Source organism: Streptomyces sp. NBC_01451 (assembly GCF_036227485.1).
GTDB lineage: Bacteria > Actinomycetota > Actinomycetes > Streptomycetales > Streptomycetaceae > Streptomyces.
On record NZ_CP109479.1, the window covers coordinates 8,287,140 to 8,304,156 of the forward strand.

A 17,017-nucleotide genomic window follows, 5' to 3' on the forward strand; every position below is an offset into this window, starting at 1 on the left:
CTCACCGTCTCCGATAGTGCGGCGGGTCCCGCCGCCGCGGTGGGTTTCCTGCTTACTCTCATGAAACGCCGCTGGCGTCACTGCCATCCGAAGAGGCTGTCCCCGGCCTTCACCGTGCCGTCTTCGACGAGATCGGAGAGGGAGTCGGCCGTGGCTTCGAGCGCCACGATCGGGCACACCGGGGACTTGCCGGCAGCTTCCACGGCGGCCGGGTTCCAGCGCACCACACTCTGACCACGCGTCACGGTGTCGCCCTTGTTGACGAGCAGCTCGAAGCCCTCGCCATTGAGCTGCACGGTGTCGATGCCGAGGTGGGTGAGTACACCGTGGCCCTCGTCGTCCACGACGACGAAGGCATGCGGGTGGAGCGAGACGATGACGCCGGTCACGGGGGCGACTGCCTCCGAGGGCTCACGCACGGGGTCGATGGCGGTGCCGGGGCCGACCATGGCCCCGGAGAAGACCGGGTCCGGCACAGCGGCCAGTCCGATGGCACGTCCTGCAAGAGGGGACATCACGGTGGTCAAGGGAAGCCTCCCGGGGTGGAGATTCATACGGGCCGTCACTGCCTGGTCCCGGACGGCACACTGTTGAGCAGCGTATGTCATATGAAGTGACGGTTCCGTGTGAGAGGCGTCGGTTGACATCCCTGATGCGCCGCGCGATCGATTTGCGCCTGCTCTGATGGCCCGTGTACAGTCGTTCTCCTGCCTGGGGCTGAGTGACGCGATCAAGTGTCCTTGCCCGGCAGCATCCAACTTGTCAGATCCTCTCCCGGGGTCTCGTTCTGCATGCTTGCTGAACGGTGGTCAGGGGGTCGGAAAATCACTGATAGAGTTTGGAACACCGAAGGGAAGCGCCCGGAGGAAAGCCTGAGAGTGTTCTTGGGTGAGTACGAAGGAAGCGTCCGTTCCTTGAGAACTCAACAGCGTGCCAAAAATCAACGCCAAGTTTGTTGATACCCCGGCTCACGGGCTTTTGTCTGTGGGTTGAGGTTCCTTTGAAGTAGTAAACACAGCGAGGACGCTGTGAACGGTCGGGCTTATTCCGCCTGACTGTTCCGCTCTCGTGGTGTGACCCGATTACGGGTTGACATTCACGGAGAGTTTGATCCTGGCTCAGGACGAACGCTGGCGGCGTGCTTAACACATGCAAGTCGAACGATGAACCCGCTTCGGTGGGGGATTAGTGGCGAACGGGTGAGTAACACGTGGGCAATCTGCCCTTCACTCTGGGACAAGCCCTGGAAACGGGGTCTAATACCGGATAATACTTCTGCCCGCATGGGTGGGGGTTAAAAGCTCCGGCGGTGAAGGATGAGCCCGCGGCCTATCAGCTTGTTGGTGAGGTAGTGGCTCACCAAGGCGACGACGGGTAGCCGGCCTGAGAGGGCGACCGGCCACACTGGGACTGAGACACGGCCCAGACTCCTACGGGAGGCAGCAGTGGGGAATATTGCACAATGGGCGAAAGCCTGATGCAGCGACGCCGCGTGAGGGATGACGGCCTTCGGGTTGTAAACCTCTTTCAGCAGGGAAGAAGCGCAAGTGACGGTACCTGCAGAAGAAGCGCCGGCTAACTACGTGCCAGCAGCCGCGGTAATACGTAGGGCGCAAGCGTTGTCCGGAATTATTGGGCGTAAAGAGCTCGTAGGCGGTCTGTCGCGTCGGATGTGAAAGCCCGGGGCTTAACCCCGGGTCTGCATTCGATACGGGCAGACTAGAGTGTGGTAGGGGAGATCGGAATTCCTGGTGTAGCGGTGAAATGCGCAGATATCAGGAGGAACACCGGTGGCGAAGGCGGATCTCTGGGCCATTACTGACGCTGAGGAGCGAAAGCGTGGGGAGCGAACAGGATTAGATACCCTGGTAGTCCACGCCGTAAACGGTGGGAACTAGGTGTTGGCGACATTCCACGTCGTCGGTGCCGCAGCTAACGCATTAAGTTCCCCGCCTGGGGAGTACGGCCGCAAGGCTAAAACTCAAAGGAATTGACGGGGGCCCGCACAAGCAGCGGAGCATGTGGCTTAATTCGACGCAACGCGAAGAACCTTACCAAGGCTTGACATACACCGGAAAGCATCAGAGATGGTGCCCCCCTTGTGGTCGGTGTACAGGTGGTGCATGGCTGTCGTCAGCTCGTGTCGTGAGATGTTGGGTTAAGTCCCGCAACGAGCGCAACCCTTGTTCTGTGTTGCCAGCATGCCCTTCGGGGTGATGGGGACTCACAGGAGACTGCCGGGGTCAACTCGGAGGAAGGTGGGGACGACGTCAAGTCATCATGCCCCTTATGTCTTGGGCTGCACACGTGCTACAATGGCCGGTACAATGAGCTGCGATGCCGTGAGGCGGAGCGAATCTCAAAAAGCCGGTCTCAGTTCGGATTGGGGTCTGCAACTCGACCCCATGAAGTCGGAGTTGCTAGTAATCGCAGATCAGCATTGCTGCGGTGAATACGTTCCCGGGCCTTGTACACACCGCCCGTCACGTCACGAAAGTCGGTAACACCCGAAGCCGGTGGCCCAACCCCTCACGGGGAGGGAGCTGTCGAAGGTGGGACTGGCGATTGGGACGAAGTCGTAACAAGGTAGCCGTACCGGAAGGTGCGGCTGGATCACCTCCTTTCTAAGGAGCATTTCTTACCGGGGCCTTTCGGGGTTCCGGTCAGAGGCCAGTACATCGGCGGATGTCCGATGCTGGTTGCTCATGGGTGGAACGTTGATTATTCGGCCGGTTTCACGGGTCGGAGGCTTGCAAGTACTGCTCTCGCAAGAGGGCGTGGAAAGCATGATCTCCGGGCGGGGACGGGTCGGGCGCGCTGTTGGGTGTCTGAGGGTACGGCCGGCTTGTCTGGTCGCCTTCAGTGCCGGCCCCAGTGAACTCGCCCGTTTGTGGGTGGGGTGGTGGGTGGTTGGTCGTTGTTTGAGAACTGCACAGTGGACGCGAGCATCTGTGGCCAAGTTTTTAAGGGCGCACGGTGGATGCCTTGGCACCAGGAACCGATGAAGGACGTGGGAGGCCACGATAGTCCCCGGGGAGTCGTCAACCAGGCTTTGATCCGGGGGTTTCCGAATGGGGAAACCCGGCAGTCGTCATGGGCTGTCACCCACATCTGAACACATAGGGTGTGTGGAGGGAACGCGGGGAAGTGAAACATCTCAGTACCCGCAGGAAGAGAAAACAACCGTGATTCCGGGAGTAGTGGCGAGCGAAACCGGATGAGGCCAAACCGTATGCGTGTGAGACCCGGCAGGGGTTGCGTATACGGGGTTGTGGGATCTCTCTTTCATGGTCTGCCGGCCGTGAGACGAGTCAGAAACCGTTGGTGTAGGCGAAGGACATGCGAAAGGTCCGGCGTAGAGGGTAAGACCCCCGTAGTCGAAACATCAACGGCTCGTTTGAGAGACACCCAAGTAGCACGGGGCCCGAGAAATCCCGTGTGAATCTGGCGGGACCACCCGTTAAGCCTAAATATTCCCTGGTGACCGATAGCGGATAGTACCGTGAGGGAATGGTGAAAAGTACCGCGGGAGCGGAGTGAAATAGTACCTGAAACCGTGTGCCTACAAGCCGTGGGAGCGTCGCTGTATGTGCTTGCACATACAGTCGTGACTGCGTGCCTTTTGAAGAATGAGCCTGCGAGTTTGCGGTGTGTTGCGAGGTTAACCCGTGTGGGGAAGCCGTAGCGAAAGCGAGTCCGAATAGGGCGTTTTAGTAGCGCGCTCAAGACCCGAAGCGGAGTGATCTAGCCATGGGCAGGTTGAAGCGGAGGTAAGACTTCGTGGAGGACCGAACCCACCAGGGTTGAAAACCTGGGGGATGACCTGTGGTTAGGGGTGAAAGGCCAATCAAACTCCGTGATAGCTGGTTCTCCCCGAAATGCATTTAGGTGCAGCGTCGTGTGTTTCTTGCCGGAGGTAGAGCACTGGATAGGCGATGGGCCCTACCGGGTTACTGACCTTAGCCAAACTCCGAATGCCGGTAAGTGAGAGCACGGCAGTGAGACTGTGGGGGATAAGCTCCATGGTCGAGAGGGAAACAGCCCAGAGCATCGACTAAGGCCCCTAAGCGTACGCTAAGTGGGAAAGGATGTGGAGTCGCACAGACAACCAGGAGGTTGGCTTAGAAGCAGCCACCCTTGAAAGAGTGCGTAATAGCTCACTGGTCTAGTGATTCCGCGCCGACAATGTAGCGGGGCTCAAGCGTACCGCCGAAGTCGTGTCATTCCAGCTATAGGGCCAACGCCTGCTGGGATGGGTAGGGGAGCGTCGTGTGCCGGGTGAAGCTGCAGCGGAAGCTAGTGGTGGACGGTTCACGAGTGAGAATGCAGGCATGAGTAGCGATACACACGTGGGAAACGTGTGCGCCGATTGACTAAGGGTTCCTGGGTCAAGCTGATCTGCCCAGGGTAAGTCGGGACCTAAGGCGAGGCCGACAGGCGTAGTCGATGGATAACCGGTTGATATTCCGGTACCCGCTGTGAAGCGTCAAACAGTGAACCAGGCGATGCTAAGTCCGTGAAGCCGCCCCGGAGCCTTCGGGCAAGGGGGAGTGGTGGAGCCGACGGACCAGACCTGTAGTAGGTGAGTGATGGGGTGACGCAGGAAGGTAGTCCATCCCGGGCGGTGGTTGTCCCGGGGTAAGGGTGTAGGCCGTGTGATAGGTAAATCCGTCGCACATTAAGGCTGAGACCTGATGCCGAGCCGATTGTGGTGAAGTGGATGATCCTATGCTGTCGAGAAAAGCCTCTAGCGAGTTTCATGGCGGCCCGTACCCTAAACCGACTCAGGTGGTCAGGTAGAGAATACCGAGGCGTTCGGGTGAACTATGGTTAAGGAACTCGGCAAAATGCCCCCGTAACTTCGGGAGAAGGGGGGCCATCACTGGTGAGGAGACGTGCTCTCCGAGCTGGGGGTGGCCGCAGAGACCAGCGAGAAGCGACTGTTTACTAAAAACACAGGTCCGTGCGAAGCCGTAAGGCGATGTATACGGACTGACGCCTGCCCGGTGCTGGAACGTTAAGGGGACCGGTTAGTCACATTTCGGTGTGGCGAAGCTGAGAACTTAAGCGCCAGTAAACGGCGGTGGTAACTATAACCATCCTAAGGTAGCGAAATTCCTTGTCGGGTAAGTTCCGACCTGCACGAATGGCGTAACGACTTCTCGACTGTCTCAACCATAGGCCCGGTGAAATTGCACTACGAGTAAAGATGCTCGTTTCGCGCAGCAGGACGGAAAGACCCCGGGACCTTTACTATAGTTTGATATTGGTGTTCGGTTCGGCTTGTGTAGGATAGCTGGGAGACTGTGAAGCCTGGACGCCAGTTCGGGTGGAGTCGTCGTTGAAATACCAGTCTGGTCGTGCTGGATGTCTAACCTGGGTCCGTGATCCGGATCAGGGACAGTGTCTGATGGGTAGTTTAACTGGGGCGGTTGCCTCCTAAAGAGTAACGGAGGCGCCCAAAGGTTCCCTCAGCCTGGTTGGCAATCAGGTGTTGAGTGTAAGTGCACAAGGGAGCTTGACTGTGAGACCGACGGGTCGAGCAGGGACGAAAGTCGGGACTAGTGATCCGGCGGTGGCTTGTGGAAGCGCCGTCGCTCAACGGATAAAAGGTACCCCGGGGATAACAGGCTGATCTTCCCCAAGAGTCCATATCGACGGGATGGTTTGGCACCTCGATGTCGGCTCGTCGCATCCTGGGGCTGGAGTCGGTCCCAAGGGTTGGGCTGTTCGCCCATTAAAGCGGTACGCGAGCTGGGTTTAGAACGTCGTGAGACAGTTCGGTCCCTATCCGCTGCGCGCGCAGGAACATTGAGAAGGGCTGTCCCTAGTACGAGAGGACCGGGACGGACGAACCTCTGGTGTGCCAGTTGTCCTGCCAAGGGCATGGCTGGTTGGCTACGTTCGGGAGGGATAACCGCTGAAAGCATCTAAGCGGGAAGCCTGCTTCGAGATGAGTGTTCCCACCCACTAGATGGGGTAAGGCTCCCAGTAGACGACTGGGTTGATAGGCCAGATCTGGAAGCCCGGTAACGGGTGGAGGTGACTGGTACTAATAGGCCGAGGGCTTGTCCTCAGTTGCTCGCGTCCACTGTGTTGGTTCTGAAACCACGAACAACCCCGCCCGGGGCCACTGGGTGGTGCGGTTGATATGTGTTTCACCGTGTTTCGGTGGTCATAGCGTGAGGGAAACGCCCGGTTACATTCCGAACCCGGAAGCTAAGCCTCACAGCGCCGATGGTACTGCAGGGGGGACCCTGTGGGAGAGTAGGACACCGCCGAACTTCTTTTATAGCTCCGGCTCTTGGGCACACCGCCCGAGAGCCGGAGCTTTTTTGCGTTGAGGTAAGGTCAGGGGGCATCGTTGGCTCATTTCCCACAGGAGGCTCCCGGGTGGAGGTCCAGGAGACCCGCGTCCAGACAGACCGGGTCCTCACCATCCCGAACATCCTCAGCATGGCGCGCCTCGTCGGCGTACCCGTCTTTCTCTGGCTGATCCTTCGGCCCGAGTTCGGTGGCCCGAAGAGCGACGGCTGGGCACTCCTGGTGCTCATGCTGAGCGGGATCAGTGACTATCTGGACGGCAAGCTCGCGAGGCGCTGGAACCAGATCAGCAGTCTTGGCCGGCTCCTTGATCCCGCAGCTGACCGGCTCTACATTCTCTCGACTTTGGTCGGTCTCACGTGGCGCGAGATCCTGCCAATCTGGTTGACCGCTGCACTGTTGGCGCGAGAGCTGGTCCTTCTGGTGATGGTGGGCATCCTCAGACGCCATGGGTATCCGCCGCCGCAGGTGAACTTCCTGGGGAAGGCCGCTACGTTCAACTTGATGTACGCCTTCCCGCTGCTTCTGCTCAGTGACGGAAGTGGATGGATCTCGTCACTCGCTGCTATTTTCGGATGGGCGTTCGCTGGATGGGGTACAACCCTGTACTGGTGGGCAGGAGTCCTCTACGTGGTACAAGTCCGTCGGCTGGTCCGTGCGGACACCATGGCCGATTGAGCTCGCCGATTGGGCGACAGTAGTGGCTCGATGGCCCGCTTTGAAAAAGTGCGGGACAATCTGGACGGGTGAAGTCGGCTAGACCGTCTCTTCAAGGAGGACGCTTCCGACATGAAGGCCGTCGTGATGGCCGGAGGCGAAGGCACGCGCCTTCGCCCAATGACCTCAAGCATGCCCAAGCCGCTCCTGCCAGTGGCGAATCGGCCGATCATGGAGCATGTGCTGCGGCTGCTCAAAAGGCATGGGCTCAACGAGACAGTCGTTACTGTTCAGTTCCTGGCCTCGCTCGTCAAGAACTACTTCGGTGACGGTGAAGAGCTCGGGATGGAGCTCACCTATGCCAATGAGGAGAAGCCACTCGGTACCGCCGGAAGCGTCAAGAACGCCGAAGAGGCGTTGAAGGACGACACCTTCCTCGTCATCTCCGGTGATGCGCTGACCGACTTCGACCTCACCGAGCTCATCAATTTCCACAAGGAAAAGGGTGCGCTCGTCACTGTCTGTCTGACGAGGGTGCCGAATCCCCTGGAGTTCGGTATCACCATCGTGGACGAGGAAGGCAAGGTCGAACGCTTCCTTGAGAAGCCGACCTGGGGTCAGGTTTTCTCCGACACCGTGAACACCGGCATCTACGTCATGGAGCCCGAGGTCTTCGACTACGTCGAGGCCGATGTTTCCGTCGACTGGTCCGGTGATGTCTTCCCGCAGCTGATGAAGGAAGGGCGGCTGGTCTACGGCTATATCGCCGAGGGGTATTGGGAAGACGTCGGTACGCACGAAAGCTATGTGAAGGCGCAAGCTGACGTCCTTGAGGGCAAGGTCGATGTCGAGCTCGACGGCTTCGAGATCTCGCCCGGCGTGTGGGTCGCGGAGGGCGCCGAAGTGAGTCCCGATGCCGTGCTCCGCGGACCGCTCTACATCGGGGACTACGCCAAGGTCGAGGCCGGCGTGGAAATCCGCGAGCACACCGTTGTCGGCTCGAACGTCGTCGTCAAGAGCGGAGCCTTTCTGCACAGGGCCGTGTTGCACGACAACGTGTACATCGGCCAGCACAGCAATCTGCGTGGCTGCGTGGTCGGGAAGAACACCGACATCATGCGTGCGGCGCGGATCGAGGACGGAGCGGTCATCGGCGACGAGTGTCTCGTCGGTGAGGAATCGATCATTCAGGGGAACGTACGCGTTTACCCGTTCAAGACGATCGAGGCCGGCGCCTTCGTCAACACCTCGGTGATCTGGGAATCGCGGGGGCAGGCACATCTCTTCGGTGCCCGTGGCGTGTCCGGAATCCTGAACGTCGAGATCACGCCCGAGCTGGTGGTGCGATTGGCGGGTGCCTACGCGACGACCTTGAAGAAGGGGTCCACGGTCACCACCGCCCGCGACCACTCCCGCGGTGCCCGCGCGCTGAAGCGGGCGGTCATCTCCGCGTTGCAGACCAGCGCCATCGACGTACGCGACCTGGAGAACGTACCGCTGCCGGTGGCGAGGCAGCAGACCGCGCGGGGGAGTGCCGGGGGGATCATGATCCGGACGACGCCCGGTGTGCCTGACTCCGTCGACATCATGTTCTTCGACGGGCAGGGGGCCGATCTCTCGCAGGCGAGTCAGCGGAAGCTGGACCGGGTGTTCGCGCGGCAGGAGTACCGGCGGGCGTTCCCGGGGGAGATCGGGGATCTGCATTTCCCTGCCAGTGTGTTCGATTCGTACACAGGTTCGTTGCTGCGGAACGTCGATACGACGGGGATCGCCGAGTCCGGTCTCAAGGTTGTCGTGGATGCGTCCAACGGCAGCGCGGGGCTCGTGCTGCCCAGTCTGCTCGGCAAGCTCGGGGTCGATTCGCTGACCATCAATCCCGGTCTCGACGAGTCCAGGCCGACGGAATCCGCGGATACCCGGCGGTCCGGGATGGTACGGCTCGGAGAGATAGTGGCGTCGGCAGGTGCGGCCTTCGGTGTGCGTTTCGATCCGGTGGGCGAGCGACTTTCACTCGTCGACGAGAAGGGGCGGATCATCGAGGATGACCGGGCGTTGCTCGTCATGCTCGATCTGGTGGCCGCGGAACGACGCAGTGGGCGAGTGGCGCTGCCGGTGACCACTACTCGAATTGCCGAGCAGGTCGCCGCGTATCACGGCACCCAGGTGGAATGGACCACTACCTCGCCCGACGATCTGACCCGGGTCGGGCGCGATGAGTCGACCATCTTCGGCGGGGACGGCCGTGGCGGTTTCATCGTCCCCGAGTTCAGCAGTGTGTTCGACGGTTCGGCGGCCTTCGTACGGCTAATCGGGCTGGTCGCGCGGACCCAGCTCACACTCAGTCAGATCGACGCGAGGATTCCGCGGGCGCATGTTCTGAAGCGGGATCTGGCGACTCCCTGGGCCGTCAAGGGACTTGTCATGCGGCGGGTGGTGGAGGAGGCCGGAGAGCGGTTCGTCGATACGACCGACGGGGTGCGTGTGGTCGAGACCGACGGGCGCTGGGTGATGGTTCTGCCCGACCCGGCTGAGGCTGTCACGCATCTGTGGGCCGAGGGCCCGGACGATGCTTCCGCTCAGGCGCTGCTCGACGAGTGGTCGGCCGTTGTGGACGGCGCCGGTCGCTGAATCGACGGACACGCGCGCGTGCCGGACGGGAAGTTCCCCGAAGGGGCCTGTCCGGCACGCCGGTGGGGCCGTTCGGAGGCAGTGGTCGCGACGTGGGACGATGTGCGGCATGCCGCAGCAGCCCCCCGTTCGGAGCATCCCCACGAGCCGAACCCGCCCGGACGCGTCCATGTCGCTGCTCACCAACGTCATGGACCACAGCCTCGACGAGGGCTATGCCGAGGCTGCCGCGCGTCGGAAGGCCGCGGGTGACGGCGGGCTGCCGAAGCCGCTGAGAGCGAAGCTGGGGCTTGCTGCCGGGCTGGTGCTCGCCGCCCTCGTCGTGACTGTGGGTGCTGCTCAGGCGCGGATAGCGGCGCCCGTGATCGCCAAGGAGCGCGAAGAGCTGATCGACCGCATCGACCGCGAGACCGAGTCGGCCGACAGGCTGGAGAAGACGGTCGACCAACTGCGCGACGACGTGAGCGCGCGGCAGCGCGCGGCGCTGAAGTCGGAGGGCGGCGGTGAACAGGCCGACCTGGTGGGCATCCTGTCGGGGGCGATCGAGGTGCACGGGCCGGGTGTCAAGCTCGTCGTGGACGACGCGAAGGAAGCCGACAGCGGTGCCGGCGGGGACGCGCGGGAGACCTCCGGGTTCTCCGACACCGGGCGGGTGCGCGACCGGGACATGCAGCGGGTCGTGAACGGGCTGTGGCAGTCGGGGGCCGAAGCCATCGCGATCAACGGGCAGCGGCTGACGGCACTGTCGGCGATCCGGGCCGCGGGAGACGCGATACTGGTCGACAACAAGCCGCTGGTGCCGCCGTACACGGTGCTCGCGGTGGGGGACGGCAAGCGGCTGAGCAGCAGGTTCCAGGACAGCGCCGACGGACTGTATCTGCACGCGCTGCAGGAGAACTTCGACATCCGGACCGGCATCTCAGTGGAGAGCGACCTCCGGCTGCCCGCCGCACCGAGTGTGATCGTACGTACAGCACAGCCGAGAACAGAGAAGGGCACATAGTGATCGCGGTACTGGGCCTCGTCGTGGGCGTCGTGGCGGGATTGTTGGTCCGGCCCGAGGTGCCGGCGGTCGTCGAGCCTTACCTTCCCATCGCCGTCGTCGCGGCCCTGGACGCCGTGTTCGGCGGTCTGCGGGCCATGCTCGACGGGATCTTCGTCGACAAGGTCTTCGTGGTGTCGTTCCTGTCGAACGTCGTCGTGGCCGCGCTGATCGTCTTCCTGGGCGACAAGCTGGGCGTGGGCGCCCAGTTGTCCACCGGTGTCGTCGTGGTTCTCGGTATCCGTATCTTCTCCAATGCCGCGGCGATCCGCCGGCACGTGTTCCGGGCCTGACGCCGATGAGTGACAACGACAAGAACGACGCGAGCGACAAGCACCCCGAGACGGTCGAGAACCGACTGCGCGAGGAACTGCCCGAGGAGGTCTCCGGCCCGCCCGCGGAGCCTTCGGAGGAGCAGGGCCTGGAATCGGGGGCCGACGAGGAGACCGAGCCGTCCCTGACCGGCCGTCAGCGGCTGGCGAAGGGGCTGTGGCCGCCGAGGGTGACCCGGGCCCAACTCATCGTCGCCCTGCTGCTGTTCGGGCTCGGATTCGGGCTGGCGGTGCAGGTCGCGTCCACCAGTGACAACGACGGTGCGCTGCGCGGTGCGCGGCAGGAGGACCTCGTACGCATCCTGGATGAACTTGATGACCGTACGCAGCGTCTTGAGGACGAGAAGCAGGGTCTCGAAGATCAGCGGACCGAGCTGGAGAACAGCTCGGACCAGGCTGAGGAGGCCCGCAAGCAGACGGTCGAGAAGGAGCGGCAACTGGGCATCCTGGCGGGCACGGTGGCCGCGCAGGGGCCCGGGATCACGCTGACCATCGAGGACACGAAGGGAACGGTCGAAGCCGACATGCTGCTCGACGCGATCCAGGAGTTGCGTGCGGCGGGTGCCGAGGCGATCCAGGTCAACGGTGTACGGGTTGTCGCGGGGACCTTTCTGGCGGACGAGGACGGTGGGGGAGTGAGCGTCGACGGGAACAAGATCGACACTCCCTATCGTTTCAAGGTCATCGGCAAGCCGGAGGACCTCGAACCGGCGCTCAACATCCCCGGAGGTGTGGTGCAGACCCTGGAGAAGGAGCAGGCCACCGTTACCGTGGAGCGGGCGGACAAGATCGTCGTGGACGCCTTGCGAGCGGCGAAGCAGCCTGACTACGCTCGGTCGTCCTCAGAGTGAACCGGGGGTGCATGGGGGCTGTCCGGGGAGGGCATGAGGTTGCGGGGGGTCGGCGCACCGAATGGGTGGTGCGTGGTGGAAACTGTCAGGTGGCGGCGGACGTTGTGAGGATGTCCGGGTCGACCGGTAGGTGCAGTCAGGGTTCGTCCTGCCCCACGGGCGGGTCTGTTTCGGTCAAGGGGAATCGCCCGTGAAGTTGTTTGCGAAGTTGTTCGGCAAGAGCGCGCGAGAGGGCAGCAGCGACAATGCGACCGCCCGTCATCGCGCACAGCCCGACGCGGACGGTCCGCGTCCGCTGTTCCGGGATCAGGTCGGTGGTCCGGGCGGTGACGTTCCGGGAGGTCAGGGCGCGCCGTCTGTTGACCCTGCCCAGTCCGGGCGCATAGGTTTCGGGGAACCGTCAACCTCAAGTTCGGGTGGAGAGTTTTCCTCCGATCCGTATGCGTCCAATGCCCCGGCGGGGCAGCCGCGGCAGGAGGATCCGTCGATGTCGGCCCTGGTGTGTACGAGGTGCGGTAACCGCAACGCGGAGAACAGCCGCTTCTGCTCCAACTGTGGTGCGCCGCTGCGGGCCGGGGTCACCCCCGAGCGTCCGTCGGAGACGACGTCCACGATCTCCATCTCCGGTATCGAGGCGTACGACGCCGAGGTCACCGGTCAGACGCAGATGCCGATGCTCTCGCCCGAGGCGCAGGCCGCGGTGGACGCGTTGCCGCTGGGGTCGGCGCTTCTGGTGGTGCGCCGTGGCCCGAACTCGGGCAGCCGCTTCCTGTTGGACAGTGAGCTGACCACGGCCGGGCGTCATCCGCAGAGCGACATCTTCCTGGACGACGTGACCGTGTCGCGGCGGCACGTGGAGTTCCGCCGGGGCCAGGACGGCATGTTCACCGTCGCCGACGTGGGCAGCCTCAACGGCACGTACGTCAACCGCGAGCGGATCGACCAGGTCGCCCTGTCGAACGGTGACGAGGTGCAGATCGGCAAGTACCGGCTGGTGTTCTACGCGAGCCAGCGGGGCTACTGACCCTCCTCCGGACCGAGTCCGGGGAGACCCCAGGGAAGGTCCATGCTTCAAACACCGAGCGGCGGTGCCGGGCACGGCATCGCCGCCGCGGACAGTGGGCTGATGAGCATCGGCACAGTGCTGAACGCGCTGCGCGACGAGTTCCCCGAAGTCACCATCTCCAAGATCCGTTTCCTGGAGTCGGAGGGGCTCATCGAGCCGCAGCGGACTCCGTCGGGGTACCGCAAGTTCAGCCCGGAGGACGTCGAGCGCCTCGGTCATGTCCTGAGGATGCAGCGGGACCACTATCTGCCGCTCAAGGTGATCAGGGAGTACCTGGACGCCATGGAGCGCGGCGAGGCCGTCCCGCTTCCCACGGTCGGCCGCCAGCGGGACGGCGAGCCGGTTCTGGAGCCCGAGGGGCCCACCGCTGTCCGTATCGGCCGCGCCGAGCTGCTCGCCGCCGCCGGGATCGGCGACGAGGAACTCGAGGAGTGGCAGTCGTACGGGCTGGTGGCTCCGCTGTCCGACGGTGCGTACGACGCAGAGACGGTCACCGTCGCCGCGCTCGTCGCCGAGCTGGGGCGGTTCGGGATCGAGCCGCGGCACCTACGGGTGATGAAGGCCGCCGCCGAGCGCGAGGCCGGCCTGGTCGACCAGGTGGTGGCCCCCCTCAAGCGTCACCGCAATCCCCAGACCAGGGCCCTCGCGGAGGCCCGCAGCAAGGAACTGTCGGGGCTCACGGTGAAGCTGCACGCAGCCCTGGTGCGGATCGCGCTGGGAGTGCGGCAGCCCTGAGCGCGGAGGGCTGCCGGAGGGCGGATCGGTCACCCGTTCCGTGCCCGACTACCCAAACATCCCGGGCACGGCCTAGGGTTGCTGTGTGAACGAGCTCGATGTCGTAGGTGTCCGGGTCGAAATGCCCTCCAACCAACCGATCGTGCTCCTGCGTGAAGTGGGAGGCGACCGCTACCTTCCCATCTGGATCGGGCCGGGTGAGGCGACGGCGATCGCCTTCGCCCAGCAGGGCATGGCCCCCGCACGACCGCTGACCCACGACCTGTTCAAGGACGTGCTGGAGGCCGTCGGCCAGGAGCTCACCGAAGTGCGCATCACGGACCTGCGCGAGGGTGTCTTCTATGCGGAGCTGGTGTTCGCCAGTGGCGTCGAGGTGAGCGCCCGCCCGTCCGACGCCATAGCGCTGGCGCTGCGTACCGGTACGCCGATCTACGGCAGCGACGGAGTGCTCGACGACGCCGGGATCGCGATCCCGGACGAACAGGAGGACGAGGTGGAGAAGTTCCGCGAGTTCCTCGACCAGATCTCTCCCGAGGACTTCGGGACCAACAGCCAGTGAGCTGCGACAGCGACGGCTGACTGGGCTCGCCGCCCCACGGACCCACTGGTCGGTGGGGCGCGTCCTTTGACCCGTGACGTCACGGATGATGGCAATTGCCAGCGGCGTGTGAGAGCGTCCTGCGGCCCACGCGGAGCACATTCGGCTAGCCTTTCCCCGCGGTGGGGTACGGGAAACCACTCCTAGGGTGATTATCACTCGGCGTGCCGAGTGTGGCGATCGTTGACGCACCCCTGGTGACTGCCTACCGTCGAGAAGGCAGTTCAAGGACGGAGGTCGGCGTGAGAAGCAGCGGCGACGGTACGGCTGGGGGTGCCCCCGGACGCGGTCTGGGGGAGAGCGGCCCGTACCCGCTTCACGGCAGCGCGGCCGATCACGTTCCGCGGCGGCCGACGGCTGTATCAGGCAGCGGAGGGGCGACTTCCATGGCGTCCGAGGAGATCGGCTACCGCGGACCCACGGCGTGCGCGGCGGCAGGCATCACGTACCGGCAGTTGGACTACTGGGCGCGCACCGGTCTGGTCGAGCCGAGCGTGCGGCCCGCGCACGGATCGGGGACGCAGCGGCTCTACAGCTTCCGGGACGTTGTGGTCCTGAAGATCGTCAAGCGCTTTCTGGACACCGGCGTCTCGCTGCAGAACATCCGTACGGCGGTTCAGCATCTCCGGGCGTGCGAGTTCCGAGATCTGGAGCGCATGACGCTGATGAGCGACGGAGCGACCGTCTACGAGTGCACCTCCCCGGACGAGGTGCACGCGCTGCTCCAGGGCGGGCAGGGCATTTTCGGTATCGCCGTCGGTGTGGTCTGGCGTGATGTGGAAAGCGCTCTCTCGCAGTTGCACGGGGAGCGCGTCGACACCGGCGAGACGCTCATCGGGCACAACCCCACGGACGAACTGGCGCGGCGGCGCAACCGGGCGGTCTGAGCGGCGTCCCCGGGTTCAGGGGCATTGTCAGTGGCGTAGGGCAGCATCGGTGATGTGAGAAACGCGCCCACGATCCTGCATCTCGACATGGATGCCTTCTTCGCCTCGGCGGAGCAGGCGTCCAAGCCGAGTCTGCGCGGGAAGGCCGTTGTCGTGGGCGGGCTCGGGCCGCGCGGGGTGGTGGCCACCGCGTCGTACGAGGCCCGTGTTTTCGGGGTGCACTCCGCGATGCCGATGGCGCAGGCGCGCAGGCTCGCGCCGAACGCCGCCTATCTCGTGCCCCGGGGCGGGTTCTACAAGTCGATCAGTGAGCAGGTCATGGGGCTCCTGCACGCCCTGTCGCCCCTGGTGGAGCCGCTGAGCCTGGACGAGGCGTTCGTCGACCTGGAGGCCGGGGAGGCGGCCTGGGACGAGGCGTCGGCGCGGCTTGCCGGGGCCAGGCTGCGCGCGGACATACGGGCCGTCACGGGGCTCACGGGATCGGTGGGGCTCGCCGCCTCCAAGATGCTCGCGAAGATCGCCTCGGAGCAGGCCAAACCGGACGGTCTGGTGGTGATCGAACCGGGGACCGAGCGGGCGCTGCTCGGACCCATGCCGGTGCGAACCCTGCCGGGGGTCGGCCCGGCGACCGGGGACCATCTGCGGCGGGCCGGGATCAGCACGGTCGACGAGCTGGCCGAGGCGGGCGAGGCCGAGCTCGTGCGGCTGCTGGGAAAGGCGCACGGGCACGCGTTGTACGCGATGGCGCTGGCGCACGACGAGCGGCCCGTGGTGTCCGCGCGGGAGACCAAGTCCGTGTCGGTCGAGGACACGTACGACGTGGACATCCACGACCGGGTCCGGGTGGGGACGGAGGTGCAGCGGCTGGCGGACCGGTGCGTGCGTCGGCTGCGCGGTGCCGGGCTGTCCGGGCGGACCATCGTCCTCAAGGTGCGGCGGTACGACTTCTCCACGCTGACCCGTTCCGAGACGCTCCGGGGGCCCACGGACGACCCAGGGGTGGTGCGTGAGGCGGCGGCCAGGCTCCTGGAGGCGGTGGACACGACGGGTGGTGTGCGGCTGCTCGGGGTGGGGGTCAGCGGTCTGGCCGACTTCACCCAGGAGGATCTGTTCGCGCAGGCCGCCGGGGAGCTGGCGGCGCTCGAACCGGTGGAGGAGGCCGAGCACGAGGGTGGTGAGCGGCAGGAGGTGGAGCAGCCCGTCGATCGGCACTGGACCACCGGGCACGACGTACGGCATGCCGACTTCGGCCACGGCTGGGTGCAGGGGAGTGGGCTGGGGCGGGTGACCGTCCGGTTCGAGACGCCGGAATCGGAGCAGCCGGGGCGGGTGCGGACGTTCCGGACCGACGATCCGGCGCTGGAGCCGGCGGACCCGCTGCCATTGGTGACCCTCGCGCCGCGAAGACCCGGCGGTCCGGACGAGGAGGAGTCGTCGGATCAGGCGTCGTCCGTGCCCGCCAGCCTGCCGAAGTCGTGGTCCGGGAAGGGCGGAGGCGGAGCCACGTCGAGGCCGTAGTGGTGGTAGAGCTGCAGTTCCTGCTCCGGGGAGAGGTGGCGGCCCACGCCGAAGTCGGGAGCGTCCTTGATCAGGGCCCGCTCGAAGGGGATGCGCAGGGCGCCGTCGACCAGTTCGCTGGGCTCCAGGGGCACGAAGGCGTCCCTGCTGAACAGCCCTGTCCTTATGGCTGCCCACTCCGGCACTCCTGTGGCGTCGTCGAGGTAGATCTCGTCGATCGTGCCGATCTTGGTGCCGTTGCGGTCGAAGGCCTTGCGGCCGATCAGGTTACGCGGATCGATGTCGGTCTGCACGGGCCCTCCCAATGGTCGCAACTCATCCGTAAGCACTACAAAAGAGCACTTCGGGGAAGGCGGCCACTCGAAGGTGTGTGTGGAGC

12 protein-coding genes and 3 rRNA genes are annotated in these 17,017 nt (G+C 64.2%); 13 read left to right on the top strand and 2 right to left on the bottom strand.

Annotation, left to right across the window (positions count from 1 at the left end):
• Nucleotides 1-77 precede the first annotated feature (77 nt).
• Entirely contained in the window at nucleotides 78-527 is a 450-nt protein-coding gene (locus OG595_RS36420) for a PTS sugar transporter subunit IIA (RefSeq protein WP_329279618.1), read from the bottom strand.
• Nucleotides 528-1,095: 568 nt separating this feature from the next.
• Here OG595_RS36420 and OG595_RS36425 point away from each other — a divergent pair.
• The 13 genes from OG595_RS36425 (at nucleotide 1,096) to OG595_RS36485 (ending at nucleotide 16,638) form a co-directional block, all read left to right on the top strand.
• A 16S ribosomal RNA gene (locus OG595_RS36425) occupies nucleotides 1,096-2,624 on the top strand.
• Between the two features lie 329 nt (nucleotides 2,625-2,953).
• Nucleotides 2,954-6,076 (top strand): 23S ribosomal RNA (locus tag OG595_RS36430).
• A gap of 91 nt (nucleotides 6,077-6,167) precedes the next feature.
• Nucleotides 6,168-6,284: ribosomal RNA gene (gene rrf, locus OG595_RS36435) — 5S ribosomal RNA — on the top strand.
• The 16S, 23S and 5S rRNA genes sit together here, the layout of an rRNA operon.
• A gap of 109 nt (nucleotides 6,285-6,393) precedes the next feature.
• Nucleotides 6,394-7,002, top strand: a complete 609-nt coding sequence (locus OG595_RS36440; protein ID WP_329279620.1) for a CDP-alcohol phosphatidyltransferase family protein — start codon at nucleotides 6,394-6,396, stop codon at nucleotides 7,000-7,002.
• Between the two features lie 111 nt (nucleotides 7,003-7,113).
• Complete coding sequence (locus OG595_RS36445) at nucleotides 7,114-9,609, top strand: mannose-1-phosphate guanyltransferase (RefSeq protein WP_329279622.1); 2,496 nt, start codon at nucleotides 7,114-7,116, stop codon at nucleotides 9,607-9,609.
• A 169-nt stretch (nucleotides 9,610-9,778) separates the two neighbouring features.
• A complete protein-coding gene (locus OG595_RS36450; protein WP_329283487.1) occupies nucleotides 9,779-10,612 on the top strand; it encodes a DUF881 domain-containing protein in 834 nt (277 codons plus the stop codon).
• Complete coding sequence (locus OG595_RS36455) at nucleotides 10,612-10,944, top strand: small basic family protein (protein ID WP_006376801.1); 333 nt, start codon at nucleotides 10,612-10,614, stop codon at nucleotides 10,942-10,944. The genes OG595_RS36450 and OG595_RS36455 overlap by 1 nt, the downstream gene beginning before the upstream one ends.
• Nucleotides 10,945-10,949: 5 nt before the next feature.
• On the top strand, nucleotides 10,950-11,834 hold the full coding sequence (locus OG595_RS36460; RefSeq protein ID WP_329279625.1) for a DUF881 domain-containing protein: 885 nt from the start codon (nucleotides 10,950-10,952) through the stop codon (nucleotides 11,832-11,834).
• Between the two features lie 130 nt (nucleotides 11,835-11,964).
• Nucleotides 11,965-12,858, top strand: coding sequence for an FHA domain-containing protein (locus OG595_RS45480; RefSeq protein WP_443073281.1), 894 nt, complete (start codon nucleotides 11,965-11,967; stop codon nucleotides 12,856-12,858).
• A gap of 42 nt (nucleotides 12,859-12,900) precedes the next feature.
• Nucleotides 12,901-13,635: a transcriptional regulator FtsR gene (gene ftsR / locus OG595_RS36470; RefSeq protein ID WP_329279629.1), complete on the top strand. Its 735-nt coding sequence runs from the start codon at nucleotides 12,901-12,903 to the stop codon at nucleotides 13,633-13,635.
• Nucleotides 13,636-13,720: 85 nt separating this feature from the next.
• Nucleotides 13,721-14,194 (top strand): bifunctional nuclease family protein, encoded by a 474-nt coding sequence (locus tag OG595_RS36475; protein ID WP_006123076.1) that lies wholly within the window; start codon nucleotides 13,721-13,723, stop codon nucleotides 14,192-14,194.
• Nucleotides 14,195-14,475: 281 nt separating this feature from the next.
• Complete coding sequence (locus tag OG595_RS36480) at nucleotides 14,476-15,120, top strand: MerR family transcriptional regulator (RefSeq protein ID WP_329279631.1); 645 nt, start codon at nucleotides 14,476-14,478, stop codon at nucleotides 15,118-15,120.
• Between the two features lie 54 nt (nucleotides 15,121-15,174).
• Nucleotides 15,175-16,638: a DNA polymerase IV gene (locus OG595_RS36485; RefSeq protein WP_329279633.1), complete on the top strand. Its 1,464-nt coding sequence runs from the start codon at nucleotides 15,175-15,177 to the stop codon at nucleotides 16,636-16,638.
• Here OG595_RS36485 and OG595_RS36490 read toward each other — a convergent pair.
• On the bottom strand, nucleotides 16,560-16,931 hold the full coding sequence (locus OG595_RS36490; RefSeq protein WP_329279635.1) for a PRC-barrel domain-containing protein: 372 nt from the start codon (nucleotides 16,929-16,931) through the stop codon (nucleotides 16,560-16,562). The two genes, OG595_RS36485 and OG595_RS36490, sit on opposite strands and share 79 nt — an antisense overlap.
• Nucleotides 16,932-17,017: the final 86 nt, after the last annotated feature.

Excerpts from the sequence above, each read along its gene's own strand:
- OG595_RS36445 (WP_329279622.1), top strand. The coding sequence starts at position 7,114 with ATGAAGGCCGTCGTGATGGCCGGAGGCGAAGGCACGCGCCTTCGCCCA.
- OG595_RS36450 (WP_329283487.1), top strand. The coding sequence starts at position 9,779 with ATGTCGCTGCTCACCAACGTCATGGACCACAGCCTCGACGAGGGCTAT.
- OG595_RS36460 (WP_329279625.1), top strand. The coding sequence starts at position 10,950 with ATGAGTGACAACGACAAGAACGACGCGAGCGACAAGCACCCCGAGACG.
- ftsR (WP_329279629.1), top strand. The coding sequence starts at position 12,901 with ATGCTTCAAACACCGAGCGGCGGTGCCGGGCACGGCATCGCCGCCGCG.